Origin of the sequence: Collimonas fungivorans (assembly GCF_028292705.1) — a bacterium.
Taxonomy (GTDB): Bacteria; Pseudomonadota; Gammaproteobacteria; order Burkholderiales; family Burkholderiaceae_D; genus Collimonas; species Collimonas fungivorans_B.
Genome location: NZ_JAQGLV010000237.1, coordinates 1 through 24,484, shown reverse-complemented (window position 1 = coordinate 24,484; position 24,484 = coordinate 1). Strand labels below are relative to the sequence as shown.

At 62.2% G+C, this 24,484-nt stretch carries 23 protein-coding genes; 14 read left to right on the top strand and 9 right to left on the bottom strand.

All coding sequences use genetic code 11. The annotated features are described in order from the left end of the window. From urtB to JWQ61_RS13750, 7 genes are all read left to right on the top strand, one after another. Positions 1-828, top strand: an 828-nt coding sequence (urtB, locus tag JWQ61_RS13780; RefSeq protein ID WP_304361023.1) for an urea ABC transporter permease subunit UrtB, incomplete at its 5' end; no start/stop codon positions are given. 23 nt (positions 829-851) lie between these two features. After that, a complete protein-coding gene (urtC, locus tag JWQ61_RS13775; RefSeq protein WP_304361022.1) occupies positions 852-2,051 on the top strand; it encodes an urea ABC transporter permease subunit UrtC in 1,200 nt (399 codons plus the stop codon). Then, positions 2,048-2,815 (top strand): urea ABC transporter ATP-binding protein UrtD, encoded by a 768-nt coding sequence (urtD, locus tag JWQ61_RS13770; RefSeq protein ID WP_304361021.1) that lies wholly within the window; start codon positions 2,048-2,050, stop codon positions 2,813-2,815. The genes urtC and urtD overlap by 4 nt, the downstream gene beginning before the upstream one ends. 16 nt (positions 2,816-2,831) lie before the next feature. Beyond that, positions 2,832-3,521: an urea ABC transporter ATP-binding subunit UrtE gene (gene urtE, locus JWQ61_RS13765; RefSeq protein WP_304361020.1), complete on the top strand. Its 690-nt coding sequence runs from the start codon at positions 2,832-2,834 to the stop codon at positions 3,519-3,521. A 41-nt stretch (positions 3,522-3,562) separates the two neighbouring features. Beyond that, entirely contained in the window at positions 3,563-4,585 is a 1,023-nt protein-coding gene (locus tag JWQ61_RS13760) for an aliphatic amidase (RefSeq protein WP_304361019.1), read from the top strand. Between the two features lie 34 nt (positions 4,586-4,619). Then, positions 4,620-5,798 (top strand): formamidase, encoded by a 1,179-nt coding sequence (gene fmdA, locus JWQ61_RS13755; RefSeq protein WP_041742133.1) that lies wholly within the window; start codon positions 4,620-4,622, stop codon positions 5,796-5,798. A 61-nt stretch (positions 5,799-5,859) separates the two neighbouring features. Further along, positions 5,860-6,156: an FmdB family zinc ribbon protein gene (locus tag JWQ61_RS13750; protein WP_304361018.1), complete on the top strand. Its 297-nt coding sequence runs from the start codon at positions 5,860-5,862 to the stop codon at positions 6,154-6,156. Between the two features lie 6 nt (positions 6,157-6,162). Here JWQ61_RS13750 and JWQ61_RS13745 read toward each other — a convergent pair whose 3' ends face one another. From JWQ61_RS13745 to wrbA, 5 genes are all read right to left on the bottom strand, one after another. After that, a complete protein-coding gene (locus tag JWQ61_RS13745) occupies positions 6,163-7,503 on the bottom strand; it encodes a DUF1501 domain-containing protein (protein WP_304361017.1) in 1,341 nt (446 codons plus the stop codon). Between the two features lie 17 nt (positions 7,504-7,520). Then, positions 7,521-9,008, bottom strand: coding sequence for a DUF1800 domain-containing protein (locus tag JWQ61_RS13740; RefSeq protein WP_304361025.1), 1,488 nt, complete (start codon positions 9,006-9,008; stop codon positions 7,521-7,523). 178 nt (positions 9,009-9,186) lie between these two features. Continuing rightward, the gene (locus JWQ61_RS13735; RefSeq protein WP_304361016.1) at positions 9,187-10,599 is read right to left on the bottom strand and encodes an FAD-binding oxidoreductase; all 1,413 of its coding nucleotides are present in this window, start codon (positions 10,597-10,599) and stop codon (positions 9,187-9,189) included. A gap of 112 nt (positions 10,600-10,711) precedes the next feature. Next, entirely contained in the window at positions 10,712-11,155 is a 444-nt protein-coding gene (locus JWQ61_RS13730; RefSeq protein WP_304361015.1) for a DUF2069 domain-containing protein, read from the bottom strand. Continuing rightward, positions 11,152-11,775 (bottom strand): NAD(P)H:quinone oxidoreductase, encoded by a 624-nt coding sequence (wrbA, locus tag JWQ61_RS13725; RefSeq protein ID WP_304361014.1) that lies wholly within the window; start codon positions 11,773-11,775, stop codon positions 11,152-11,154. Before wrbA ends, JWQ61_RS13730 begins: the two co-directional genes overlap by 4 nt. A 114-nt stretch (positions 11,776-11,889) precedes the next feature. Between wrbA and JWQ61_RS13720 the strand changes: the two genes are divergently transcribed. After that, positions 11,890-13,194 carry a YihY family inner membrane protein gene (locus JWQ61_RS13720; protein ID WP_304361013.1) on the top strand — a complete coding sequence of 435 codons (1,305 nt, stop codon included), beginning with the start codon at positions 11,890-11,892 and terminating at the stop codon, positions 13,192-13,194. Here JWQ61_RS13720 and JWQ61_RS13715 read toward each other — a convergent pair. The 4 genes from JWQ61_RS13715 to JWQ61_RS13700 form a co-directional block, all read right to left on the bottom strand. Then, entirely contained in the window at positions 13,156-13,353 is a 198-nt protein-coding gene (locus JWQ61_RS13715) for a hypothetical protein (protein WP_304361012.1), read from the bottom strand. The genes JWQ61_RS13720 and JWQ61_RS13715 overlap by 39 nt on opposite strands. 138 nt (positions 13,354-13,491) lie before the next feature. Next, positions 13,492-13,809: a DUF962 domain-containing protein gene (locus tag JWQ61_RS13710; protein WP_041742130.1), complete on the bottom strand. Its 318-nt coding sequence runs from the start codon at positions 13,807-13,809 to the stop codon at positions 13,492-13,494. A 31-nt stretch (positions 13,810-13,840) separates the two neighbouring features. Beyond that, entirely contained in the window at positions 13,841-14,710 is an 870-nt protein-coding gene (locus JWQ61_RS13705; protein ID WP_304361011.1) for an alpha/beta fold hydrolase, read from the bottom strand. A gap of 1 nt (position 14,711) precedes the next feature. Beyond that, positions 14,712-16,034: an O-acetylhomoserine aminocarboxypropyltransferase gene (locus JWQ61_RS13700; protein WP_304361010.1), complete on the bottom strand. Its 1,323-nt coding sequence runs from the start codon at positions 16,032-16,034 to the stop codon at positions 14,712-14,714. Positions 16,035-16,198: 164 nt separating this feature from the next. Between JWQ61_RS13700 and JWQ61_RS13695 the strand changes: the two genes are divergently transcribed. The 6 genes from JWQ61_RS13695 to JWQ61_RS13670 all read left to right on the top strand — a co-directional run bounded on the left by JWQ61_RS13695 (position 16,199) and on the right by JWQ61_RS13670 (position 24,466). After that, positions 16,199-16,645 carry a CBS domain-containing protein gene (locus JWQ61_RS13695; RefSeq protein ID WP_014006888.1) on the top strand — a complete coding sequence of 149 codons (447 nt, stop codon included), beginning with the start codon at positions 16,199-16,201 and terminating at the stop codon, positions 16,643-16,645. A 132-nt stretch (positions 16,646-16,777) separates the two neighbouring features. Next, the gene (locus JWQ61_RS13690; protein WP_304361009.1) at positions 16,778-18,664 is read left to right on the top strand and encodes an MFS transporter; all 1,887 of its coding nucleotides are present in this window, start codon (positions 16,778-16,780) and stop codon (positions 18,662-18,664) included. Positions 18,665-18,705: 41 nt separating this feature from the next. Next, complete coding sequence (locus JWQ61_RS13685) at positions 18,706-19,776, top strand: nucleoside hydrolase (protein WP_304361008.1); 1,071 nt, start codon at positions 18,706-18,708, stop codon at positions 19,774-19,776. A 99-nt stretch (positions 19,777-19,875) separates the two neighbouring features. Next, positions 19,876-20,967: a chorismate synthase gene (aroC, locus tag JWQ61_RS13680; protein WP_304361007.1), complete on the top strand. Its 1,092-nt coding sequence runs from the start codon at positions 19,876-19,878 to the stop codon at positions 20,965-20,967. A 175-nt stretch (positions 20,968-21,142) separates the two neighbouring features. Then, complete coding sequence (locus tag JWQ61_RS13675; RefSeq protein ID WP_304361006.1) at positions 21,143-21,727, top strand: DUF4126 domain-containing protein; 585 nt, start codon at positions 21,143-21,145, stop codon at positions 21,725-21,727. A gap of 237 nt (positions 21,728-21,964) precedes the next feature. Then, positions 21,965-24,466, top strand: coding sequence for an ABC transporter permease (locus JWQ61_RS13670; protein ID WP_304361024.1), 2,502 nt, complete (start codon positions 21,965-21,967; stop codon positions 24,464-24,466). Positions 24,467-24,484: the final 18 nt, after the last annotated feature.

Below are 24,484 nucleotides of genomic sequence, written 5' to 3'. Positions count from 1 at the left end.
GGCCTGGCCATCATCTTCGGCCAGATGGGCGTGATCAACATGGCGCATGGCGAGTTCCTCACCATCGGCGCCTACATTACTTACCTGCTGTCCAAGCTGACCACGCTGTATGCGCCCAGCCTGCAGCCTTACTATTTTTTTGCCGCGATTGCGCTGTCTTTCGTGACCGCCTACATCGTCGGCTATATCACCGAGTGGCTGATGATCAGCCGCCTGTACAAGCGGCCGCTGGATACCTTGCTGGCGACCTGGGGCCTGAGCCTGGCCATGCAGCAAACGTTTCGCTCCATCTTCGGCGCCAAGGAAGTCAGCGCCACCTTGCCGGACTGGCTGATGGGCTCGTTCAAGCCTACCGACAGCATAGACATCCCCATCAATGGCGTATTCATGATGGCGCTGACGGCGGTGCTGACCGGCGTGATTTTCCTGCTGCTGTTCCGTTCGCGCTGGGGTTTGCAGGTGCGCGCCACCATGCAGAACCGCCTGATGAGCGGCGCGGTCGGCATCAATACCCGCAAGGTCGACCGCAGCACCTTTGCGCTCGGATGCGGGGTCGCCGGCATCGCCGGGGCCGCGTTCACCACCATCGGCTCGACCGGGCCGACCAGCGGTTCGCTGTATATCGTGGACACCTTCCTGGTGGTGGTGTTCGGCGGCGCGCAAAGCCTGCTGGGCACGATCGCCTCGGCTTTCTCCATCGCCCAGACCCAGTCCACCGCCGAATTCTTCTTGACCGGATCGATGGCCAAGGTGCTGACGCTGTCGGCGGTGATCCTGATTTTGCTGCTGCGGCCGCAAGGGCTGTTCGCGGCCAAGATCCGTAAATAACCGGCGCCATCGAAAGGGCTCGCATGAATGCAGCATATGAAAAAATATTAGGCGGAAGGTCGGGCCTGGTCGGCTTGCTGATCCTGTGCGGATTGCTGCTGGTGGTGTTTCCGCTGGTCTTCGATATTTTCCGCCTGAACCTGGTCGGTAAATACCTGGCCTATGCCTTTGTCGCCGTCGGCCTGGTGCTGTGCTGGGGCTACGGCGGCATCCTGAGCCTGGGGCAGGGCGTGTTCTTCGGCGTGGGCGGTTATTGCATGGCGATGTTCCTCAAGCTGGAGGCATCCGATCCAATCAGCACCAAGATCCAGTCGACCCCGGGCATTCCCGATTTCATGGACTGGAACCAGATCACCGAGTTGCCGCTGCTATGGCAGCCGTTCCACTCCTTCGGCTTCACCGTGCTGGCGGTGCTGCTGGTGCCGACCTTGATGGCGCTGGTGATCGGCGCGGCGATGTTCAAGCGCCGTGTCGGCGATGTGTATTTTTCTATCGTCACCCAGGCGATTGCCGCCATCCTGGCGATCCTGATCATCGGCCAGCAAGGACTGACCGGCGGCGTCAACGGCATCACCGACCTGAAAACCCTGATGGGCTGGGACATCCGCACCGATTCGGCCAAGCTGATCCTGTATTTCGTCAACGCCGGCCTGCTGATCGGCTGCATCCTGATCGGGCGTTTTATCCTGAGCTCGAAGCTGGGGCGCCTGCTGGTGGCGATGCGCGACAAGGAGGAGCGGGTGCGGTTTTCCGGCTACGACGTCGCCAGCTTCAAGGTGTTCGTATTTTGTGTCGCAGCGATGTTCTCGGCCATAGGCGGCGCCATGTTCACCTTGCAGGTCGGTTTCATGTCGCCGTCGTTTGTCGGCATCGTGCCTTCTATCGAAATGGTGATCTATGCCGCGGTGGGCGGCCGCATGTCCTTGCTTGGCGCGGTCTACGGCACCTTGCTGGTGAATTTCGGCAAGACCTATTTTTCCGAATCGTTTCCTGAACTGTGGCTATTCCTGATGGGCGGCTTGTTCATCGCGGTGGTGATGTATTTCCCGAACGGCCTGGCCGGTTTGTACCAGAGCCATGGCAAGCTTTTGCTGTCGAAACTGGCCGGATGGAAGCACCGCCCGGTGCGCAGCATGCCGCCACCGGCCGTCGCCAAACCGCAACCGGCGCCCGCCGAAGTGGCTATTGAACTGCCGCACGGCAGCCTGGAGGCATCGAAATGAGCGGCAATCCTATCGGTTTCGAATCGAACGACCGGCCGGTGCTGGCGATTGAAGACCTGACGGTGTCCTTTGACGGCTTCAAGGCGGTGGACGGCTTGAATTTCTACGTTGAGCGCAATGAGGTGCGGGTGGTGATCGGCCCCAACGGCGCCGGCAAGACCACGGTGCTGGACCTGATCTGCGGCAAGACGCAAGCCACCGCCGGCAGCATCCAGTTCAAGAACCGCGAACTGACCAAGATGCGCGAGCACGAAATCGTCCAGGCCGGGGTCGGCCGCAAGTTCCAGACGCCGTCCATCTATGAAAACCTGAGCGTGTTCGAGAACCTGGAAATGTCGTTTCCGCGCGGCCGCAAGGTATTCGGCGCGCTGGTGTTCAAGCGCACGGCGGAAGTGGTGGAGCGGGTCGAGTCGGTGGCCAGGGAAATCTTCCTTGACGGCCAGCTGTACCAGCAGGCCGACCTGCTGTCGCACGGACAGAAGCAGTGGCTGGAAATCGGCATGCTGCTGATGCAGGAGCCGGAACTGCTGATGCTGGACGAGCCGGTGGCCGGCATGAGCGTCTCGGAACGCGAAAAAACCGCCGAGCTGCTGGGACGCATCAGCAAGGGCCGTTCGGTGCTGGTGATCGAGCATGACATGGAATTCGTCAAGAGCATCGCCCACAAGGTCACCGTACTGCACCAGGGAAAAATACTGGCCGAAGGCAGCATGGAATCGGTGCAGGCCAATCCCAAGGTGATCGAAGTCTACCTCGGCCATTAAACCATTCGGAGCACTTATGTTCAATGTCTCGCATCTTGCCTCCGGCTATGGCCAGAGCCAGGTCATCCACGATGTCAGCCTGGCTGTCGGCAAACAGGAAATCGTCGCCGTCATGGGCCGCAACGGCATGGGAAAAACCACCTTGTTCAAGACCCTGATGGGGATCCTGCCGCTGCGCGAAGGCAGCATCCAGATCGACGGCCAGGAGCTGGGCCACCTGGAGAGCTACCAGCGCGTCGCCAGCGGCGTCGCCTATGTGCCGCAGGGACGCATGATTTTCCCCGGCATGACGGTGCTGGAAAACATCCAGACCGGCTTGCCTGCGGGCGCGCTCGGCAAGGTGCCGGATGAGTTGTACGCCTTGTTTCCGGTGCTGCACGAAATGCGCGGCCGCAAAGGCGGCAACCTGTCCGGCGGCCAGCAACAGCAGCTGGCGATTGCGCGCGCGCTGGCGACCAATCCCAAGGTGCTGCTGCTGGACGAGCCGACCGAAGGCATCCAGCCGTCGATCATCAAGGACATTGCGCGCAGCCTGAAAGAAATCCGCAAGCTGCGCCAGCTGACCATCATCGTCTCGGAGCAGGTGCTCAGCTTCACGCTGGAAATCGCCGACCGTTTCCTGGTGATCGACAAGGGCCGTTTTGTCTACGAGGACACCAGCGACAAGGTCGATGCCGCAACCATCAGCCGTTATTTGTCGGTCTAGCAGGCCGAAGAGTTTATCCAGACAGATCACAGGAGAGATACATGAGGCACGGAGATATTTCCAGCAGCAAGGATGGCGTCGGGGTGGCAGTCGTCAACTACAAGATGCCGCGCCTGCATAACAAGGCCGAGGTATTGGAAAACGTCCGCAATATTGCGGCGATGGTGGTAGGGATGAAGCAGGGGCTGCCGGGACTGGACCTGGTGATTTTTCCGGAATACTCGACCCACGGCATCATGTACGACCGCGAGGAAATGTTCGATACCGCCGCCGCCATCCCCGGCGAGGAAACCGCGATTTTCGCGGAAGCCTGCCGCCAGGCCAATGTCTGGGGCGTGTTTTCGCTGACCGGCGAGCGGCATGAGGAACATCCGCACAAGGTGCCGTACAACACCCTGATCCTGATGAACAACCAGGGCGAAATCGTCCAGAAGTACCGCAAGATCATGCCGTGGGTGCCGGTGGAAGGCTGGTATCCCGGCAACTGCACCTACGTCAGCGAAGGCCCCAAGGGCCTGAAGATCAGCCTGATCATCTGCGACGACGGCAACTATCCCGAAATCTGGCGCGACTGTGCCATGAAAGGCGCGGAGCTGATCGTGCGCTGCCAGGGCTATATGTACCCGGCCAAGGAGCAGCAGGTGCTGGTGTCGAAGGCGATGGCGTGGATGAACAATGTCTACGTGGCAGTGGCCAACGCCAGCGGCTTCGACGGCGTGTATTCCTATTTCGGCCACTCGGCCATCGTCGGCTTCGACGGCCGCACCCTGGGCGAATGCGGCACCGAGGAAATGGGCATCCAGTATGCCGAACTGTCGCTCGGCTTGATCCGCGACGCGCGCCGCAACTGGCAATCGCAGAACCATCTCTACAAGCTGCTGCACCGCGGCTATACCGGCAAGATCAATTCCGGCGAAAGTGCGGCCGGGGTCGCCGACTGCCCCTTCGATTTTTACAAGACCTGGGTCAACGATCCGCAGCAGGCGCGGCGCCAGGTCGAGGCGCTGACCCGCAGCACGGCCGGCACGCCGGAATGCCCGATGCCTGGCATTCCTTCTGAATGAACCACCCTGATTGAGCCACCAAGAGGAGAGTCGCATGCAACATTTCAAGATCAAACCGGGCGTGCCGCTGGCGCAGCAAGCCGAGCTGGGACATAACCGCTGGCATCCCGACCTGCCGTTCCTGTCCTCGGTCAAGCCGGGCGAGGCGATCCTGATCGAATCGCTGGATTTCCTGGATGCGCAGATCCAGGACAACGACGACGTTTCCGATGTCAGGAACGTCGACCTGACCCGTGCCCATCCGCTGACCGGGCCGTTCCATGTGGAAGGCGCGGAACCGGGCGACCTGCTGGTGATCGACCTGCTCGACATCAAGCCGGTGACGCCGGTCGGTTTCTCGGGCGTGTTTTCGAAAGAGAACGGCGGCGGTTTCCTGGCCGATACCTTTCCTGACGCCGACAAGGCGATCTGGGACTTGAAAGGCTTGTACGCCACTTCGCGCCATATTCCCGGCGTGCGCATCGCCGGCCTGACCCATCCGGGCCTGATGGGTTGTTTGCCGTCGCACGATTTGCTGGCGGAATGGAACCGGCGCGAGGCGCCGCTGGCGGCCAAGGGCTTGGCCAAGCCGCCTGATCCGAGCACCGCTGTGCTGCGCGGCCTCAGCGGCGCCAAGTTCGACAGCATGGCGAAGGAAGCGGCGCGCACTGTGCCTCCGCGCGAACATGGCGGCAATACCGATATCAAGGACTTGTCCGCCGGCACCCGGATCTTTTTCCCGGTGTACGTGAAGGGCGCGGGCTTTTCCATGGGCGACCTGCACTTTTCGCAGGGCGACGGCGAAATCGGCTTTTGCGGCGCGATTGAAATGGATGGCGTCAGCCACGTCGGTTTCGACCTGATCAAGGGCGGCATGGCGAAATACAACATCAGCTCGCCGATCTTCATGCCCAGCATCGTCAAGCCGCATTACGAGCAGTGGCTGACCTTCGAGGGCATCAGCGTCGAGAACGGCGTTAACTATTACCTGGACGCCACCGTGGCTTATCGCCAGGCCTGCCTGAAAGCCATCGATTACCTGACCCACTTCGGGTATACCGGCAGCCAGGCCTACATGCTGCTGACCGCGGCGCCGGTGGAGGGGCGCATCGGCGGCATCGTCGATATTCCGAATTGCGCCTGCACGGTGTCCCTGCCGACCTCGATTTTCGACCAGGACATCACGCCCAAGGGGATGTTGAACGATAACGCGTACTGGGGAAGGAAACCTTAACAGCGGCGGCGGGGCTTGACCCTGCTTGGTCCTCGATCCAATTCAACCAAAGGATAATACGATGCCGCTGTACGATATCCGCTGCAGCCATTGCGATGGCATTTTCGAAAAGCTGTTGCCGCTGCAAGCGCTGGAAAAACCGCTGGCCTGTCCCTACTGCGCCGAGGCGACCCTTGCCGTGCCTTTATTCACCGGCGGCCACGTCAAGCTGCGCGTGGCGGAACGCTGGCAGGCGCGCAACGGCGCCGAACAGCTGGCCGGCCGCGGCGCCGCCGGGCCGGGCACGCAAGCCCGTGCCGGCAGGAGCAGCGTGCTGCACAATTGCAAAGGACATAACTGCAGTATCTGCGATACCTGAGCCGGCTTACACCAGCAGGTTCAGGGCGTGCGGGTTGCCGGCGCCGTATTGTGGAAACAGTTTCTGCATGGCCGGATCGCCGATCCGCATGTGTTTTTCCGCCAGCGTCGCCAGCACCGAACGGAAGTCGGTGGTGATCGCCAGGTCGCGTCCTTCGTTGAGCGACTTGTCGTCGATGCCCGGCCACGAGCCATGGATGGTGCGGCCGCGCACGTTGCCGCCCAGCAGCCACATGGCGTTGCCATGGCCATGGTCGGTGCCGCCGTTGCCGTTTTCGCGGAAGGTGCGGCCGAATTCCGACATCACCACGATCACCGTATCGTTGAACGCCGGCCCCAGTTCGCGCGCCAGCGTGGTCAGGCCGTCGGCCAGGGGCCGCAGGCGGTTGGCCAGCTGGCCGTTGCCGTTGCCCTGGTTGGTATGGGTGTCCCAGCCGCCGACGGCGACGAAACCGAGCCGGATGTCAGGATTGCTGCGCATCAGCCGGCCGAGGCGGGCGGTGTCTATCGACAGGCCGTTCGGCAGCGGCGCGCCGTTATTCGCCATCTTCTGCTCCGAGCTGCTGGCGTCGGCCATCAGTTCCTTGCGCGCCGAAATGCCGTCGCGATAGCTTTTGCCAAGGGCCGCGTCTTCCGCATACAGCGCGGCATAGGCCTGGCTGACTTCGGGGCGGTCGATCAAGGTAGGCCGGGTGGCGTCGCGGCCGGTAGGCATGTTGGCGACCACGGCCCTGCCGGTCAGGATGCGCGGCACCGATTCGCCCAGGGTCAGGGCTTGCATCGGCGACGACGATGTGGGCATGACGCCGAGCATGCGGTTCATCCAGCCGTCGCGGGTATTGTGCTGGCCCGGCGTGCCGGTTTCCATGTAATCCTGCGCTTCGAAATGCGAGCGCGACATGTCCGGCGAGCCGGAGGCGTGCACGAACGCCAGCCGGCCGTCGTCCCAGTACGGCTGCAGCACCTGCAGCGCCGGATGCAGGCCGAAGTAGCCGGTCAGGTCGATGGCGCCATTCTGGGTGCCGGGGCGCGATACGGCAATGCCCGGACGCGCCTTGTAATAGTTGTGGTCGCCATGCGGCACCACTACATTCAAGCCGTCCACCGCGCCGCGCAGGAACACCACGATCATGCGCGGCGTGCCGTCGCCGGCAGCATGGGGGCGTTGCAAGGGACTGCCGTACGACAGCGGGCTGTCGACCATGGCGATAGGCGCGGCCGGAATGGGTTTTGCCTTGGCTTGCGGCTTGCTGGCAGGCGCCACCACGCAGCCGGACAGGCCGACCGGGATCAGGATGGCGCCGCTGGCGGTCAGGCCCAGGTGGCGGATGAAATCACGACGTTTCATGACATGGCTCCCGTGGACTATCTCTTCATGAAATCAGGACTGCCGAGTATCAGGCCGACCTGCAGGTTGGCGGGCGCGGCGCCGATGGTGCTGAGGCTGTGCGGCGTCAGCGCCGGCGCCAGGGTTTGCTGCAATTGTTGCGGATCGATGGGGGCAGCGGTGTTCGGTGCTGCAGCGACGGGCGGTGCTCCCGGCACGGGCGGCGGCGGGTCGCTGCGGGCGATCGGCGATTTGCCGTTGCTCAGGCCGTTGACGAAATTGATGCGGCGGAGCAGGGCGTCCGGATTGAGCCAGGCTTCCTCGGAAAATTTGTAGCCTTCCGGTGTCAGCCAGCCGTACAGCGGCTGGCCCAGCTGGTTAAGGACGCCGTCTATCGGCCGCACATTGAGCACCGGCGTCGCGGTTGCGCGCAGCGACGACACCACGTATTGATACGGCGTCTTGAACTGGGTCTGGTAATTGCCGCGGGCCCAGAATTCCGGACTCTCGAACAGCGTATGCAGCACCGCCTTGATGTCGCCGTTGCTGCTCAGGAAACGGCGCGCCAGCTTTTCTGTCAATGCAGGTTCGGGTTTGTCGGAAACGAAATACTGGACCAGCTTGGCGGCCACGAAGTGGGCCGTGGCCGGATGGCGCGCCAGGATATCGAGCGCCTGTTCGCCTTCCTGGTAGCCGCTGCCCTTGATGGTCTGGCCGAGGAAAACCTTGTCGCCGCCATCATGGCGGCGCGGGTTGAAGATGAAAGCCGGCTGGCCGTCCTTCATGCCTTTTTCATCGATGGTCCAGCCGCTCAGGATGCGCGCCAGGGAAATCACGTCGGCCTGGGTGTAGCCGCTGTCGACGCCCATGGTGTGCAGTTCCAGCAACTCACGGCCGTAGTTTTCGTTGAGCCCTTTGAAACGGCCCCTGGCTTCCGGCGTGTTGACGCCGCTGCTGAGCCAGTTGTCGAGGTAATACAGCATCGCCGGATGATGGGCCACCGCGCCCAGCAGCTGGCGGAAATTGCCCAGCGCGTTGGGCCGCAATACGTCTTTTTCATATTCGCCGTTCCAGTAGCGCACCCATTCCTTGCCTTCGAAGACGTTGAAATGGTTGAACCAGAATTCGGTCATCACTTCCTGCAGCTGCCGCGGGCTTTCGGTGGCCAGCCACAGCCGGGAAAAATGCGTCTGCGGCGTGATGTCCTTGTTGGCGCGCTGGCGCGCCATGTTCTTTTCTTCAGGGGTGGCGCTATTGGGAGGGAAGGAGGGCGGGCCGTATTGCTGGTAAAGCTGGGTTGCCGTCAGTTGATAGGTCGGCAAAGCGGAAAGTTTGTCTGCCAGGTCAGGCGGCAGCGGCAGGCTGTCGGGATTCAGTTGCTGCTCGATGTAGCGTTTGACGCCGAGGCGCCTGACCGCGTCGACGTCGCCGGGACGCGGCCCATAGGCCAGCCGGTTGAGCACGTGCAGGGCTTTTTCCGAGTCGCTCAGCGGCGGCTGGACGCTCTGCGCATGGACTGCCACCATGCCCATGCCGCTGAGCAGCGCGATCGATAGAAAACGAGAAAGGGTCGACATGTTTCGCCTTATGCAATTTTCTGCTTATACCTCCGATTAACGTCTTGCGGGGGCGATACGCCGACAAGGTGGGTGTAACAGATTGTAAGGCGGCAACACTGGCAACATTGTCCAGCTGCGCAGCGACTCAGATGACTTTGCCTGGATTCATCAGGTTCAAGGGATCCAGCGCTTGCTTGATGGTTTTCATCAGCGCCATTTCCACCGGCGATTTGTAGCGCAGGATTTCTTCGCGCTTGAGGGCGCCCAGGCCATGTTCGGCCGAGATCGAGCCGCCCATGCGGTCGACGCTGTCGTGCACGATGCGGTTGATGTCGGCTTGCTGTTCTATGAACTGGTCGGCGGAGCAGACGACGGGCGGCGAGACGTTGTAGTGCAGGTTGCCGTCGCCCAGGTGGCCGAAGGTGACGTTGCGGCAAGCAGGGAAATGCTGCTGCAGCAGGGCGTCGGTAACGCTGATGAATTCGGCGATGCGGGAAATCGGCAGCGAGATGTCATGCTTGATGTTCTTGCCTTCCATCGCTTGCGCCGAGGAGATGCTTTCGCGCAGCTGCCACAGGGCGCGCGACTGGGCGCTCGAGCTGGCCAGCACGGCATCCTGGCAGATGTCCTGTTCCAGCGCGTCGCCGATGACGGCTTCCAGCAGGCCGCTGGCGTGGTCTGAGGATTCGCTGTCGGACAGCTCCAGCAGCACGTACTGCGGGTGGCGCTGGGCGAAGGGGAATTGCAGTTGCGGGAAATGCTTGGCGACCAGCTGCAGGCACAGGTCCGACATCAGTTCAAAGCCGGTCAGGGTGGCGCCGCAGCGGCCTTGCGCCAGGCTCAGCAGGCGCAGCGCGTCTGCCGGGGCCTGCACTGCCGCCAGTGCGGTGAGCTGGGCTTTGGGCTGCGGGAATATCTTCAGCACGGCGGCGGTGATGATGCCCAGCGTGCCTTCGGCGCCGATGAACAGGTCGCGCAGGTCGTAGCCGGTGTTGTCCTTGCGCAGCCCGCGCAGTCCGTGCAGGATGTCGCCCTTGGCCGTCACCACTTCCAGGCCGAGGCAGAGTTCGCGCGTGTTGCCGTAGCGGAGCACCGCGGTGCCGCCGGCGTTGGTGGAAAGGTTGCCGCCTATGGTGCAGCTGCCTTCCGCGGCCAGCGACAGCGGGAACAGGGTTTGTTCCGCGGCCGCGGCTTCCTGGATGTGTTGCAGGATGCAGCCGGCTTCTGCCGTGATGGTGTGGTTGAGCGGGTCGACGGCGCGGATGCGGTTCAGGCGTTTGAGCGACAGCACGATGGCCTGGCCGCTCTGGTCGGGCACGCTGCCCAGCACCAGGCCGGTGTTGCCGCCCTGCGGCACGATGGGGATCTGGAATTGCGCGCAGAGTTTCACGATGGCCGTCACTTCTGCAGTATCTGCCGGTCTGACAACAGCCAATGCCGCGCCGGTAAAACGTTGGCGCTGGTCAGTCAGGTAGCCGGCTTTGTCTGCTTCATCAACGAGGAGGTTGGCAGCGCCAACGACGTTACGACAGGCATCAAGAAATTCGGTGTTTTTCATATTCAAATTTCGGCAAGATAGTTAAATGGGGTCAGAGTTTTTTTCGCGCCTTTTGCGAAAATTACTCTGACCCCATTTAACGGACCACGGAGTACATACCGTCGCATTGATGCTATTGAGACGCTTTCTTGATCGCCTGCTTAGCCACTTCCTTGGCCGCCTTTTTATAAGGCCGCAGGTAAAGGATGGTGCAAAAGAAAAAGATAACGCTGAGCACGGCTTCCAGCCAGCCCAGCCTGCTCGACAGGAAACTGCTGTCGCTGGTGGCGCGCACTATGCCTTCGGTGAAATAGATCAGGATCAGCATCGACGCCCATTGCATCGTGTACACATCGCGCTTGAGCACGCCGCGCAACGGAAACAGCAGCGGCAGCACTTTCAGCACCATCCAGGAGCCGCCCGGCCGCAGCGGCGCCAGGGCCAGTTCCCAGGCCAGCCCGAGTGCGATCAGGGCCAGCAGGCTGCCGACCGCGCCGAAATAGAAGAAGCGCGGCTGGCGTGCTGCATGCGGCAGCGGGTGGGTCGATATGCCTGGTTTCAGTTTGGTGGTCATCATGTCCCCGCGATGTTGAGTTTTGCATTCAACTTCAAAGCGGTTTCCGCCAGGCGCCGGCCCTGGGCGATCGCCAGGGTGCGGCTCTCGGCCGAAATCGGATGTGTGCCGTTCATGCCGGACCAGTGGCTGGCGCCGTACGGGCTGCCGCCGCTGGCGGTTGTCATCAGTTCCGGCAGCGTGTAGGGTAGGCCCATCACCAGCATGCCATGGTGCAACAAGGGCGTCATCATCGACATCAGTGTCGATTCCTGGCCGCCGTGCAGGCTGCCGGTGGAGGTGAACACGCAAGCCGGCTTGCCGGCCAGGGTGCCGGCCAGCCAGTCGGTGCTGGTGCCGTCCCAGAAGTATTTCATGGCGGCGGCCATGTTGCCGAAGCGGGTCGGCGATCCGAGCGCCAGGCCGCAGCATTCCTGCAGGTCGGCCAGTTCGACGTAAGGCGCGCCTTCGGCCGGGATATCGGGCGCGCTGGCCTCGACCACGGTCGATACCGCCGGCACCGTGCGCAGGCGCGCTTCGCAGCCGGCCACGGAGTCGATGCCCTGGCCGATCAGCTCGGCCAGCTTGCGGGTTGAACCATGGCGCGAGTAGTACAGAACCAGAAGCGGTGTGTTAACAGTCATATTGGATGAGTTCATTTTGGTACGCACTTTGCTATTATAGGGCGCTTTAGCGCTGGTTCATGGTGCAAAAAGCGCCTTTAATCACCTGCTCCAGCCGGCAAAATCAGGGAAAGCATGAAGTCATTGAAATTTTCCAGGCTGCGCGGCCTGTCCTGGCCGCAATTGCGCGATCTGTTTCGTTTTGCGGCGCGCCGCCTGGATGAAGAGCGCCTGCCGCAGGTTGCCGGCAGCCTGACCTTCACCACCATCCTGGCGCTGGTGCCGATGCTGACTATCGCCTTGGCGATTTTTACCGTATTCCCACTGTTCAGCACCTTCCGCGCTTCGCTGGAACAGTATTTTGTGCAAAACCTGATGCCCAGGGGCGTCGCCAACGTCATCCTCGATTACCTCAACCAGTTCGCCACCAAGTCGGCGCGCCTGTCGGCGGTCGGCGGCGTGGCGCTGATCGTCACTTCGGTGCTGACGATGTCGACGGTGGACCATGTGTTCAACCGCATCTGGCGCGTCAAGAAGCAGCGGCCGTGGATACACCGGGTGCTGGTGTACTGGGCCATCATCACATTGGGACCTTTGCTGATCGGCATCTCGATCACCGTCACCTCCTATTTGTCGGCCGCGGCCAACGGCCTGGTGGTGAGCTGGGCCGGCAGGTGGTTCTATACGCTGCTGTCGGTATCGCTGACCACCGGCGCGTTTACCCTGCTCTACGTAGCGGTGCCGAACCAGCGGGTGGACTGGCGCGACGCGGTCTGGGGCGGCCTGCTGGCGGGCATCGTGTTTGAAATCGCCAAGCGTTTTTTTGCCGCCTACGTCATCAAGTTCCCGACCTACACCATGGTCTACGGCGCGCTGGCAGCCTTGCCGATTTTCCTGTTGTGGATCTACATGCTGTGGATGATCACCCTGGTCGGCGCCTTGCTGGTGGCGGCCTTGCCGGTTGTGAAGTACGAACGCTGGTGGCATGTGCCGGCTCCGGGCAGCGCTTTTGTCGATGCGATGGCGGTATTGGGCGTGCTGCACCAGGCCAGGGCGGGAGGCAGTTCCGCCGCGGTGGATGCGGCCCAGATACGGCGCGCGACCAGGCTCGGTTTTGACGAATCGGAAAGCCTGCTGCAACAGATGCAGGAGATCGGCTGGGTCGGTTCGGTGCAGACCGACAAGCTGGTCAGGACCCAGTGGGGCCGTAAAGCGCGCGTCAGCGTCGACGGCTGGATTTTGCTGGCCAATCCCGAGCGGCTGAAACTGAGCGATATCTATCGTCTGTTCGTATGCAACCTGGTGGCGGGCAAGGTGACCGACGCGGCGCTGGCGTGGCAGGTGGAAGAGGCTATCGAGCGCGGGCTGGAGCAGACATTGACGGCGTATTTTGCCGACGGACTAGTACATCCGGAACTTGAGGTCGCCGCCGCGCAGTAAGCCGGGCGTCCAGAAATAGCTGACCTGCACCGTGCCTTGGTAGGTCGGCCTTGTATAGTTCATCAGGAACAATGGCCGCTTGGCGGCGACGGCAGGCGCTTCCGGTCCGGTAACCTGGCCTGGCCCCCGGTGCGTCAGCGCGGTTTCCCTGGTTTGCATGAATTCCCCGTTTCCTCATTGACGAGCAGCCGCATCGGGCCTCCGATAACGGGTGTCATCATGTCTAAAAGTAAAGTAGGCGTTATTCTAAGGGACAAACGGTTCACATTGTCGTGAACCGTTTTTTTACATAGTTAATTAAAAAGAAACCTGGCCGGTCAGCATCTGCCAGTACATGACCCAGTCGCCGAGCAGAGAGTAGAGCGGCTGCTTGAAGGTGGCGGGGCGGTTCTTCTCGAACACGAAATGGCCGATCCAGGCAAAACCGTAGCCGCACACCAGCGCTACGGCCAGCCAGTACAGGGCGCCGGTCAGCACCAGCGCTACCAGCGACAGCAGGGCCAGGGTCGAGCCGACGAAGTGCAGCTGGCGGCAAGTGCGGTTGCTGTGCTGGCTCAGGTAGCTCGGATAGAACTCGGCGAACGTCTCGTATTTCTTTTCAAGCACGGTAGGCATGGCGTCTCCTTGCTGTTGCTATGCTTTAAGCTTAACCCCCGATGGCGGCAGGCGCAACCGCCGTGGGCGAACGCAGCGCTGCCGTTGCAAACCTGTACAGATGATCCAGCACCGCATCCGGCTGTTCCGCCATCAAGGCATGGCCGCTGGCGTCGACCTGCACCACCTTGGCATGCCTGATCGCAGTAATCAGGCCGGCGGCCGCCTTGGCCGGCGTCATGACGTCGTGCTGGCCAAGCAGGAACAGGGTGGGGCAGGCCACCGCCTGCGCCGCCTGTTCGCCGTTTGCATAGTTGTTGCAGGCGGCAAAGTCGGTATGGAACACGGTCGGCTTGCTGTCCGACTGCCGCGCAATGCGCTGCATCAGGCGCTGGCTGGCGCCTTGCACATAAAATCCCGGGCCGGGCGCGGAAGGTTTCGGCGAAATGGTCGAATGCGACCAGATGTTCACCATGTCGATCGCGCTCTGCTGGTCATTGTTGGCGGCATCGAGCAGCGCATCGGCGACTTTCATCGGATAGGCAGTGCCGACCAGCGCAATGCCGGCGATGCGCGTGGAACCGGCAGCGCGGCCGGCGCTTTCCAGGGCGACCAGCGAACCCATGCTGTGGCCGATCAGGATGGCTTTGGTGACGCCGGCGGCATCCAGCAGGGATTCCAGCCAGCCTGACAATTCCTCGATGCTGGCCAGGGCTGGGCCCTGGCTGCGCCCGTGTCCCGGCAGGTCCGGCGCCAGCACGCCGAAGCCGTGATGGGCGAAGTAGCGGGTTTGCAGGATCCAGACCGAGTGGTCGTTCTGGCCGCCGTGGATGAACACCGCGGTCGGCAGTGCCGGGTTGAAGGTTTTGCCGCCGGTATAACAATAGCTGTCGTTATCCGCGCCATGTATTTTTAGCAGCATCTCATTTCCCCTTGCGTTCAGTACGCTGCGACATCTTGAGGCCGTAAGCCAGGTCTTCGATCAGGTCTTCCACGTTCTCCAGGCCGACCGACAGCCGCAGCGTGCCTTCGGTAATGCCGGAGGCGGCCAGCTGTTCGCTAGGCACCCGGAAATGCGTGGTCGAGGCCGGATGGATAACCAGCGACTTGGCGTCGCCGACATTGGCCAGGTGGGAAAATATCTTCAGCGATTCCACCATGCGCTGGCCGGCGGCGCGGTCGCCCTTGAGGTTGAACGAGAACACCGCGCCGCAGCCTTTGGGCAGCAGCGTCTTGCTCAGCGCATGGCCGGGATGCGACGGCAGTTCAGGATAGGCCACCGATTCCACCGCGGCGTGCGCCGCCAGGAATTCGACCACCTTGCGGGTGTTGGCCACATGTTTTTCCATGCGCAGCGCCAGCGTCTCTATCCCTTGCAGGATGGCGAACGCATTGTGCGGACTCATCACCGCGCCGAAATCGCGCAAGCCTTCACGCCGCGCGCGCAGCGAAAACGGCGCCACCGTCGATTCCTCCGAAAACACCATGCCGTGGAAGCCTTCATACGGTTCGCACAATTCGCCGAAGCGGCCGGTTTTGTCGTAAGCCTGCTGCCAGTCGAAAGTGCCGCCGTCCACCAGCAGGCCGCCGACTGCGGTGCCATGGCCGCACAGGAATTTGGTGGCGGAGTGGAACACCAGGTCGGCGCCGTGTTCGAAGGGTTTCAGCAGATACGGTGTGGTAAACGTGGCGTCGACCATCAGCGGCAGGTAATGTTCATGCGCCAGGGTCGAGATGCGCGGGATGTCCAGCACGTCCAGCCCCGGATTGCCCAGGGTTTCGCCGAACAAGACTTTAGTGTTGGGCCGGATCGCCGCGCGCCAGGCATCGAGGTCGTTCGGATCGACGAAGGTGGTTTCGATGCCGAAACGCTTCATGGTATACGACAGCAGGTTGTGCGAACCGCCATACAAGGCGCGCGAGGCCACGATATGCGAACCGGCGCCGGCGATGGTGGCCAGCCCCAGGTGCATGGCGGCCTGGCCGCTGGCGACGGCAATCCCGGCGACGCCGCCTTCCAGCGCGGCGATGCGTTCTTCCAGCACGGCGTTGGTCGGATTCGAAATGCGCGAATACACATGGCCGGCGCGTTCCATGTTGAACAGCGAGGCAGCGTGGTCGGAATCCTTGAAGACAAACGCCGAGGTCAGGTAAATCGGCGTGGCGCGGGCGCCGGTGGCTGGATCGGGTACGCTGCCGGCGTGCAGCGACAAGGTGTCGAAGCCGGGATAGTGGGGGGTGCTCATGGTGCTGGCCGTCTCCTTTGATTCTTGAAATATGAGAGCTCACTCGGGGCTCACTCTATCTATGCTGCGCTGCGCGGTAGATTTTTGGCTCCGCTTAAGCTACATTCTGGATACAAGAGATGAGATGCAAGCAAGCATAACCCAAGCAAAGGCAGGATGGCCCCATGAAAGTTTCTGAGATCCTCAAAGTCAAAGGCAATATTCTTTACACCGTGACGCCGGAAACGCCGTTGATCGAGGCTGTCAACACGATGGCGGAAAAGGATATCGGTTCACTGGTGGTGATGGAGTTCGGCACACTGGTAGGCATGCTGACCTTCCGCGAAGTGATGAATGCGATCCACCAGAACGGCGGCGCGGTCGGCAGCAACACGGTGCGCAAGCATATGGACGACAGCCCGATCACCGTCACGCCCGATACCGAAGTCAACGAAGTGCGCCGCATCATGCTGGAGCGCCACGCGCGTTATGTGCCGATCATGGATGCGCGCACCTTGCTGGGCGTGATGTCGTTCTACGACGTGGCCAAGGCGGTGCTGGACGCCCAGGGTTTTGAAAACAAGATGCTGAAGGCCTATATCCGCGACTGGCCGTCCAACGCTGACGAATAGGATTTGTTATAGATTGTCAGGAACCGTTTGCGGCAGAATGATGCCGCAAACGGTTTTTTTGTGTAAGCTGCCCGAAAAATATTAAAACAATAATCACTTGCCATAGCACGCACCCCTCACCTTCGCTTACCCATGTCCAAATCCAGTCAATTTTCCCTGCTGCGCCAGCGTCGTTTCGCTCCCTTCTTCTGGACCCAGTTTTTCGGCGCCTTCAACGACAATGTCTTCAAGACTGCCTTGCTGACGATCCTGACTTATGAAGCGCTGAGCTGGACCAGCATGGACGTCAGCCTGCTGAACAACCTGATCCCGGGCCTGTTCATCCTGCCGTTTGTGGTGTTTTCCGCGACCGCCGGCCAGCTCGCCGACAAGTTCGAGAAATCGCGCCTGGCGCGCTACGTCAAGGTGCTGGAAATCATCATCATGGCGATCGCCGCCGCCGGCTGGATGACGCATACCTTGTGGCTGCTGATCCTGGCGGTGGTCGGCATGGGCATCCATTCGACCATCTTCGGGCCGGTCAAGTACGCCTACCTGCCGCAGCAGCTGCGCCAGGACGAACTGGTCGGCGGCAACGGCATCATCGAGATGGGAACCTTCGTCGGCATCCTGCTGGGCGAAGTGCTGGGCGCGGTGCTGGTGGTGCACAAGCCGTGGGGCATAGAACTGGTGGCCGGCGGCACGGTGGCGATTGCGATCGTAGGCTGGCTGTTCAGCCGCGGCATCCCGCTGACGCCGGCCGCGGAACCGGGACTCAAGATCAACTGGAACCCGGTTACCGAAACCGTGCGCAACCTGAGTTTTTCGCGTAAGAACCGGCCGGTGTTCCTGGCCATGCTGGCCAATTCCTGGTTCTGGTTTTACGGCGCCATCGTGCTGGCGCAGTTTCCCTTGTATGCAAAAAACTATCTGCATGGCGACCACAGCGTTTTTGTGTTGCTGCTGACCGTTTTCTCGCTCGGCGTCGGCGCCGGCTCGCTGTTGTGCGAACGCCTGTCGGGCCACAAGGTGGAAATCGGACTGGTGCCGTTTGGCGCGATCGGCCTGTCGGTGTTCGGCCTCGACCTGTTCCTGGCCAGCGTCGGTTATACCAATACTGCGGCGGTCGACATGGCCGGTTTCGTGCAGCAGCACGGCAGCTGGCGCATCCTGTTCGACTGCGTGATGATCGGCCTGTTCGGCGGTTTGTACATCGTGCCGCTGTTCGCGGTGATCCAGACCCGCTGCGACCGCCGGCACCTGTCGCGCACCATCGCCGGCATGAATATCATGAACGCCTTGTTCATGGTGGTGGCGGCGCTGGTGGCGATGGTGCTGCTGCAATCCGGCTTCACCATCCCGCAGATTTTCCTGGTGACGGCGATCCTGAATGCGCTGGTGGCGCTGTATATTTTCACCGTGGTGCCGGAATACCTGGTGCGTTTCGTGGCCTGGATACTGATCCATACCATCCACCGCGTGCATACCGTCAACCGCGACCGCATTCCGGACGAGGGCGCCGCGGTGCTGGTCTGCAACCATGTCAGCTACGTCGATGCGATCGTGATCATGGCGGCCAGCCCGCGGCCTATCCGCTTCGTCATGGATCACCGGATTTTCAAGATCCCGGTGCTGGCCTGGCTGTTCAAGACCGCCAAGGCAATCCCGATTGCGCCGGCCAAGGAGAATCCGGAGCTGATGGAGCGTGCCTTCGACCAGATCGCTGCCGCGCTGGAAGACGGCGACCTGGTCTGCATTTTCCCGGAAGGCAAACTGACCAGCACCGGCGAAATGAACGAATTCCGCGGCGGCATCAAGAAAATCGTCGAACGCACGCCGGTGCCGGTGATCCCGATGGCCCTGAGCGGTTTGTGGGGCAGCATGTGGACCCGCAGCGCCGGCAATCCGTTCCAGCGCTCGTTCAAGCGCGGCCCGCTGTCGGCCTTGCAGCTGGCGGTTGGCGAGCCGGTGGTGGCGGAGCAGGCGACGCCGGAATATCTGCAGCGGCAGGTGCAGGCCTTGCGCGGCGCCTGGCTGTAACTCAACCGACGCCGGACCAAAGAACCAAGGAAAGAACCGAGATGACCAAACACATACTGGAGGACGCCGCCATGGCTCGCCGCAATTTCCTGACCCACGGCGGCAAGCTGCTGACCGGCGGCCTGTTGCTGAGTGCTTTGCCGATGGGTTCGGCGCTGGCGGCCACCGCCGCTCCCGTGCCGCTGATCATCGATACCGATCCCGGCGCCGACGATGTGATCGCCTTGCTGCTGGCCTTGTCGGCGCGCGACAAGCTGGACGTGCGGGCGCTGACCACGGTGGCCGGCAACGTGCAGCTCAACTACACCTCGCGCAATGCGCGCATGGTGCGCGAATGGGCCAACCGGCCGGATGTGCCGGTGTATGCCGGCTGCGCCCGCCCGATGCTGCGGACGCCCATCTATGCCGCCGAAGTGCACGGCACGGAAGGCGTCACCGGGGTCAAGGTATTCGAACCGAAACAGCCGCTGGCCAAAGGCAATGCGGTGCAATACCTGATCGACACCCTGACCGCGGCAAAACCGCAAAGCATGACGCTCGTGACGCTGGGGCCGCAAACCAACCTGGCCATGGCGCTGATCGAAAATCCCGGGATCAAGCAGGGCATCAAGGAAATCGTGATGATGGGCGGCGCCCATTTCAACGGCGGCAATATCACGCCGGCGGCTGAATTCAATGTGTTCGCCGATCCGCATGCCAGCGACGTGGTGTTCAAGAGCGGCTTGCCGATCACCGTGATCCCGCTGGACGTGACGCACAAGATGCTGACCAGCCCGGAGCGCATCGACCGCCTGCGCAAGATCGGCAACCAGGCCGGCAAGATCGCCGCCGACATCCTCGACGCCTATGTCGAACACGATATCAAGCAATACGGCTTGCCCGGCGGCCCGGTGCATGACGCCACCACCATCGGCTACCTGCTGCGGCCGGAGCTGTTCAAGGGGCGCATGGCCAATGTCGAGGTCGATACCCGCGAAGGGCTGACTTTCGGCGCTACCGTGGTCGATTACTACCGTTCCACCAAGCGCCCGGAAAATGCGCGCTGGATTACGGAAGGCGATACCCAGGGCTTCTTCGACCTGTTGACGGCGCAGCTGGCGAAACTGCCCTGACCGGAGATGCTGAAAAGGCAATGATTTTGCCAGCCGGGTAGCCCCTGAGGGGTGGCGCTGGTAAAATCAAGTCTTTCAGCCTCTTTTCCCTGGATCATCATGCCCGGCAATACCTTCGGCAGTCTGTTTAGCGTCACCAATTTCGGCGAATCCCACGGCCCGGCCATCGGCTGCGTGGTGGATGGCTGCCCGCCGGGTCTGGAACTGTCCGAAGCCGATATTCAACCCGACCTCGACCGCCGCAAGCCGGGCACCTCGCGCCATGTGACCCAACGCCAGGAACCCGATACGGTAGAAATCCTGTCCGGCGTCTACGAAGGCAAGACCACCGGCACCCCGATCATGCTGCTGATCCGCAACCAGGACCAGCGCAGCAAGGATTACGGCAATATCGTCGATACCTTCCGTCCCGGCCATGCCGACTATACCTACTGGCAGAAATACGGCATCCGCGATCCGCGCGGCGGCGGCCGTTCGTCGGCGCGCCTGACGGCGCCCATGGTCGGCGCCGCGGCGATCGCCAAGAAGTGGCTGCTGCAGCAATACGGCACCACTTTCAAGGGCTGCATGAGCCAGCTGGGCGAAATCCCGGTTGTGTTCGAATCCTGGGACCATGTGCCCAACAATCCTTTTTTTGCCGCCAACGCCAGCCAGATCGCCGAACTTGAGGCGTATATGGACGCCTTGCGCAAGGATGGCGATTCCTGCGGCGCGCGCATCGATATCGTCGCCTCCGGGGTGCCGGTCGGCCTGGGCGAGCCTTTGTACGACAAGCTGGACGCCGAGATCGGCTACGCCATGATGGGCATCAACGCCGTCAAGGGCGTGGAAATCGGCGCCGGTTTTGCCTCGGTGGCGCAAAGGGGATCGCAGCATGGCGATGAGATTACCCGCCACGGCTTCCTGACCAACAATGCCGGCGGCATCCTGGGCGGCATTTCCAGCGGCCAGGACATCACCGTATCGATCGCCATCAAGCCGACTTCCAGCATCCGCACCCCGCGCCAGTCGATCGACAAGCAGGGCAATCCGGCCACGGTCGAGACTTTCGGCCGCCACGATCCCTGCGTCGGCATCCGCGCCACGCCTATCGCCGAGGCAATGTTGGCGCTGGTGCTGATGGACCACGCCTTGCGTCACCGCGCCCAATGCGGCGACGTGCAGGTCGCGCCGCTGGTCGAATCCAAGTAATTCTGCAGCGCGCCGCCGTGCCTCAGCGGCGGCCTTTCTTCCTTCTTTTCTTGTGATCCTGTGGCAGATTTTGCCGTCGGGATGGCTATTCCCGCGCGGCTGGCGTAGATTTAAGTTACGCTAGCCACTAGTGTGCTGAAACCTGGGAAAAAACAGACCGCCGAGAGGGGACATCATGATCGATACACTATCTAGCGCTGCGCTTGCCGGCGGTTTGTCCTGGGCCAGCGGCATCCGCCTGTACATGGCGCTGTTCATCGCCGGCTGGTTCGGCCGCCTGGGCTGGATCGACCTGCCGCAGGCGCTGCAGGTGCTGGAATCGCCGTGGGTGATCGGCGTCACCGGCTTGCTGGCGGCCATCGAATTCCTGGTGGACAAGATTCCCGGCCTCGATTCGGTCTGGGACGCGGTCCACACGTTCATCCGGATTCCGGCCGGCGCCATCCTGGCGGTAGCTGCCATGGGCCACATGGATCCGGCCTGGACCACGATCGCGGCGCTGATCGGCGGCACGTTTGCGCTGGGCGCCCATGCCACCAAGGCCGGCAGCCGGGCCATGATCAACACCACGCCGGAACCGCTGAGCAACTGGACCGCTTCGTTTGCCGAAGACGCCACCGTGGTGGGCGGCTTGTGGGCGGCTTTTTTCCATCCCTGGCTGCTGTTTGCCTTCCTGTTCCTGTTTTTCCTGTTTGCGATCTGGCTGCTGCCTAAGTTGTGGCGCGGCCTGCGTTGGGTTTTCCAAAGGCTAGCTACATAATCCTGGATCGGGTAGTTGACCGCTCACTGATACCTGATAAGTTTTATGTATTCTGACTTTTTTTCTTTAATCACGCTCATTCTTTTTGTGAGAGCGCTACGGGCGCGATTGCACACTTTTCCGGCTCTCTGCCGTCGTTGCTCCTCCTAGTGGAATGGAGTCCACGTCGTCGTCGCGCCTAGCCAGAGAGCCGGAAAAATGCACACTCGCACCCGTTCAACTACCGGATCCAGGATGATCTTTCTGCAGTCTCTACGCATGACCCGCCGCGACTGGCGCGCGGGCGAATTACGTTTCTTGCTGATAGCACTGATCGTGGCCGTCGCCTCCTTGTCGGCGGTCGGTTTTTTTGTAGACAGGATGCGTGCCGGCCTGAGCCGCGATGCGCACCAGCTGCTGGGCGCCGACCTGCTGATTTCCGGCGACCAGCGCATCAGCCCCGGCTGGCGCAGTGAGGCGCAACGGCGCCAGCTGACCCTGGCTGATACGGTGGTATTCCCCAGCATGGCCATCGCCGGCGAAGGCGACAGCACCAGGTCGCAGCTGGCTTCGCTGAAAGCCGTCAGCTCCGGCTATCCGCTGCGCGGCAGCCTGGTGGTCGCAGACAAGCTGGGCGGGGCCGATGTGACTACCCGGGAAATCCCGGCTGCTGGCACAGTATGGCTGGACGCCAACATGCTGACCGCGCTCAACCTGGCGGTGGGCGATCCGCTCAAGCTGGGCGACCGCACTTTCAAGATAGCGAAAGTGCTGGTGATCGAGCCCGACCGCGGCAGCGGTTTCATCAACTTCGCGCCGCGCGTGATGCTGTCCATGGCCGACCTGGCTTCCACCAACCTGGTGCAGGATGGTTCGCGCGTGACCTACCGTTTGCTGCTGGCCGGCGCGCCGCAGCAGGTGCAGGATTTCCAGCAATGGGTGGAAAGCGACATCAGCCGCGAAAACCTCAAGGGCGTGCGCATCGAAGGCCTGGAAAACGGCCGTCCTGAAATGCGCGCCACGCTCGATCGCGGCCAGCAGTTCCTGTCGCTGGTCGGCCTGTTGTCGGCTTTGCTGGCGGCGGTGGCGGTGGCGATGGCGGCGCGCCGTTTCATGCTGCGCCACCTGGATGCCTGCGCCATGCTGCGCTGCCTCGGTTTGACGCAGAACCAGGTGACGCAACTGTATTTGCTGGAATTCCTGCTGGTCGGCCTGGCCGGCAGCCTGATCGGCGTCGCGCTGGGTTTCGGCGCGCATTTCATGCTGCTCGATTTGCTGGGCAGGTTTGTCGCCAGCGACCTGCCGCCCGCCAGCGTGATGCCGGCGGTGCAGGGCCTGGTCACCGGCTTGCTGCTGCTGGTCGGCTTTGCCTTGCCGCCGGTCCTGCAGCTGCGCAACGTGCCGCATAACCGCGTGATCCGGCGCGAACAGGATGCGCCGCAAGCGCTGGTGCTGGCGACTTACCTGCTCGGCACGCTGACGTTTATCGGTTTGCTGCTGTGGCAGGCTGGCGATATCAAGCTAGGCTTGCTGACGGCGCTCGGGTTCCTGGGCGGTTTCGGCCTGTTCGCCTTGCTCGGCTGGCTGGCGTTGAAGGGATCGCGCCATGTGCGCGGCCTGTCGCGCCATCCGAGCTGGCGTTTTGCGTTGACCGCGCTGCAGCGGCGGCCGGTAGCCACCGTCGTCCAGATCGTCGCCTTGTCGCTGGGTTTGATGGCTTTGCTGCTGCTGACGGTGATCCGCGGCGACCTGGTCGGCGCCTGGCGCCAGGCTACCCCGGCCGACGCGCCTAATCGTTTTGTAATCAATATCCAGGACGACCAGCGCGCCGACATCACGCAACGCCTGCAGGCGGCCGGCATCGCCCAGCCGCAGCTGTTCCCGATGATCCGCGGCCGCCTGACCCAGGTCAACGACAAGCCTATCACTGCCGACACTTATCCCGACGACCGCGCCAAGCGGCTGGTCGACCGCGAATTCAACCTGTCCACCATGAACCAGGTGCCGGCGCAGAATACGCTGACCGCCGGCCGCTGGTTTGACGACAGCCGGCCTGAAGCCTCGGTCGAAGAAGGCCTGGCCAAGACTTTGAACCTGAAGCTGGGCGACAAGCTGCAGTTCGACATCGCCGGCCAGCTGGTGACGGCGCCGGTCACCAGCCTGCGCAAGCTGGAGTGGGGCTCGATGCGGGTGAATTTCTTTGTCATCCTCAATCCGAAACTGATGACCGAGATGCCGCAAACCTGGATCACCGCTTTCAATTTGCCGGATGCGCACATCAATTTTGGTAACCAGCTTACGCGCGATTTCCCCAACCTGACGGTGGTCGATATCGGCAGTGTCATCAAGCAGATCCAGGGCGTGATCGACCAGGTGGTGGCGGCGGTCGAATTCCTTTTCCTGTTTACCCTGCTGTCCGGCGCACTGGTGCTGTATGCGGCCCTGGTCGGCTCGCAAGACGAGCGCACCCGCGAAGCCGGCCTGCTGCGTGCGCTGGGCGCCACCCGCAAGCAGTTGTCGCAATCGCAATGGATAGAGTTTGCCCTGATCGGCAGCCTGGCCGGTTTCCTGGCGGCCAGCGGCGCGGCAGCAACCGGCTGGGCCCTGGCGCACTACGTTTTCAGCTTTACCTGGACCTTCAGCCCGCTGGTGTGGTTGGCAGGGATGGCGATCGGCGCCGCCTGCACGTTTGCCGGCGGCTGGGTCGGCCTGCGCCATGTATTGAACCAGCCGCCGCTGCAGACCCTGCGCGAAGCCTGAGCCTAGTGTCGTGTCACG

Bases quoted from the DNA above. Each gene is read 5' to 3' on its own strand.
- JWQ61_RS13715 (WP_304361012.1), bottom strand. From the start codon at position 13,353: ATGCAAACCAGGGAAACCGCGCTGACGCACCGGGGGCCAGGCCAGGTT.
- aroC (WP_304361007.1), top strand. From the start codon at position 19,876: ATGCCCGGCAATACCTTCGGCAGTCTGTTTAGCGTCACCAATTTCGGC.
- JWQ61_RS13675 (WP_304361006.1), top strand. From the start codon at position 21,143: ATGATCGATACACTATCTAGCGCTGCGCTTGCCGGCGGTTTGTCCTGG.
- JWQ61_RS13720 (WP_304361013.1), top strand. From the start codon at position 11,890: ATGAAGTCATTGAAATTTTCCAGGCTGCGCGGCCTGTCCTGGCCGCAA.
- JWQ61_RS13700 (WP_304361010.1), bottom strand. From the start codon at position 16,034: ATGAGCACCCCCCACTATCCCGGCTTCGACACCTTGTCGCTGCACGCC.
- JWQ61_RS13735 (WP_304361016.1), bottom strand. From the start codon at position 10,599: ATGAAAAACACCGAATTTCTTGATGCCTGTCGTAACGTCGTTGGCGCT.
- urtC (WP_304361022.1), top strand. From the start codon at position 852: ATGAATGCAGCATATGAAAAAATATTAGGCGGAAGGTCGGGCCTGGTC.
- JWQ61_RS13690 (WP_304361009.1), top strand. From the start codon at position 16,778: ATGTCCAAATCCAGTCAATTTTCCCTGCTGCGCCAGCGTCGTTTCGCT.
- fmdA (WP_041742133.1), top strand. From the start codon at position 4,620: ATGCAACATTTCAAGATCAAACCGGGCGTGCCGCTGGCGCAGCAAGCC.
- urtE (WP_304361020.1), top strand. From the start codon at position 2,832: ATGTTCAATGTCTCGCATCTTGCCTCCGGCTATGGCCAGAGCCAGGTC.
- JWQ61_RS13705 (WP_304361011.1), bottom strand. From the start codon at position 14,710: ATGCTGCTAAAAATACATGGCGCGGATAACGACAGCTATTGTTATACC.
- JWQ61_RS13695 (WP_014006888.1), top strand. From the start codon at position 16,199: ATGAAAGTTTCTGAGATCCTCAAAGTCAAAGGCAATATTCTTTACACC.
- JWQ61_RS13710 (WP_041742130.1), bottom strand. From the start codon at position 13,809: ATGCCTACCGTGCTTGAAAAGAAATACGAGACGTTCGCCGAGTTCTAT.
- wrbA (WP_304361014.1), bottom strand. From the start codon at position 11,775: ATGACTGTTAACACACCGCTTCTGGTTCTGTACTACTCGCGCCATGGT.
- JWQ61_RS13740 (WP_304361025.1), bottom strand. From the start codon at position 9,008: ATGGTGGCAGTCCATGCGCAGAGCGTCCAGCCGCCGCTGAGCGACTCG.
- JWQ61_RS13745 (WP_304361017.1), bottom strand. From the start codon at position 7,503: ATGAAACGTCGTGATTTCATCCGCCACCTGGGCCTGACCGCCAGCGGC.
- JWQ61_RS13750 (WP_304361018.1), top strand. From the start codon at position 5,860: ATGCCGCTGTACGATATCCGCTGCAGCCATTGCGATGGCATTTTCGAA.
- JWQ61_RS13760 (WP_304361019.1), top strand. From the start codon at position 3,563: ATGAGGCACGGAGATATTTCCAGCAGCAAGGATGGCGTCGGGGTGGCA.
- urtD (WP_304361021.1), top strand. From the start codon at position 2,048: ATGAGCGGCAATCCTATCGGTTTCGAATCGAACGACCGGCCGGTGCTG.
- JWQ61_RS13730 (WP_304361015.1), bottom strand. From the start codon at position 11,155: ATGATGACCACCAAACTGAAACCAGGCATATCGACCCACCCGCTGCCG.
- JWQ61_RS13685 (WP_304361008.1), top strand. From the start codon at position 18,706: ATGACCAAACACATACTGGAGGACGCCGCCATGGCTCGCCGCAATTTC.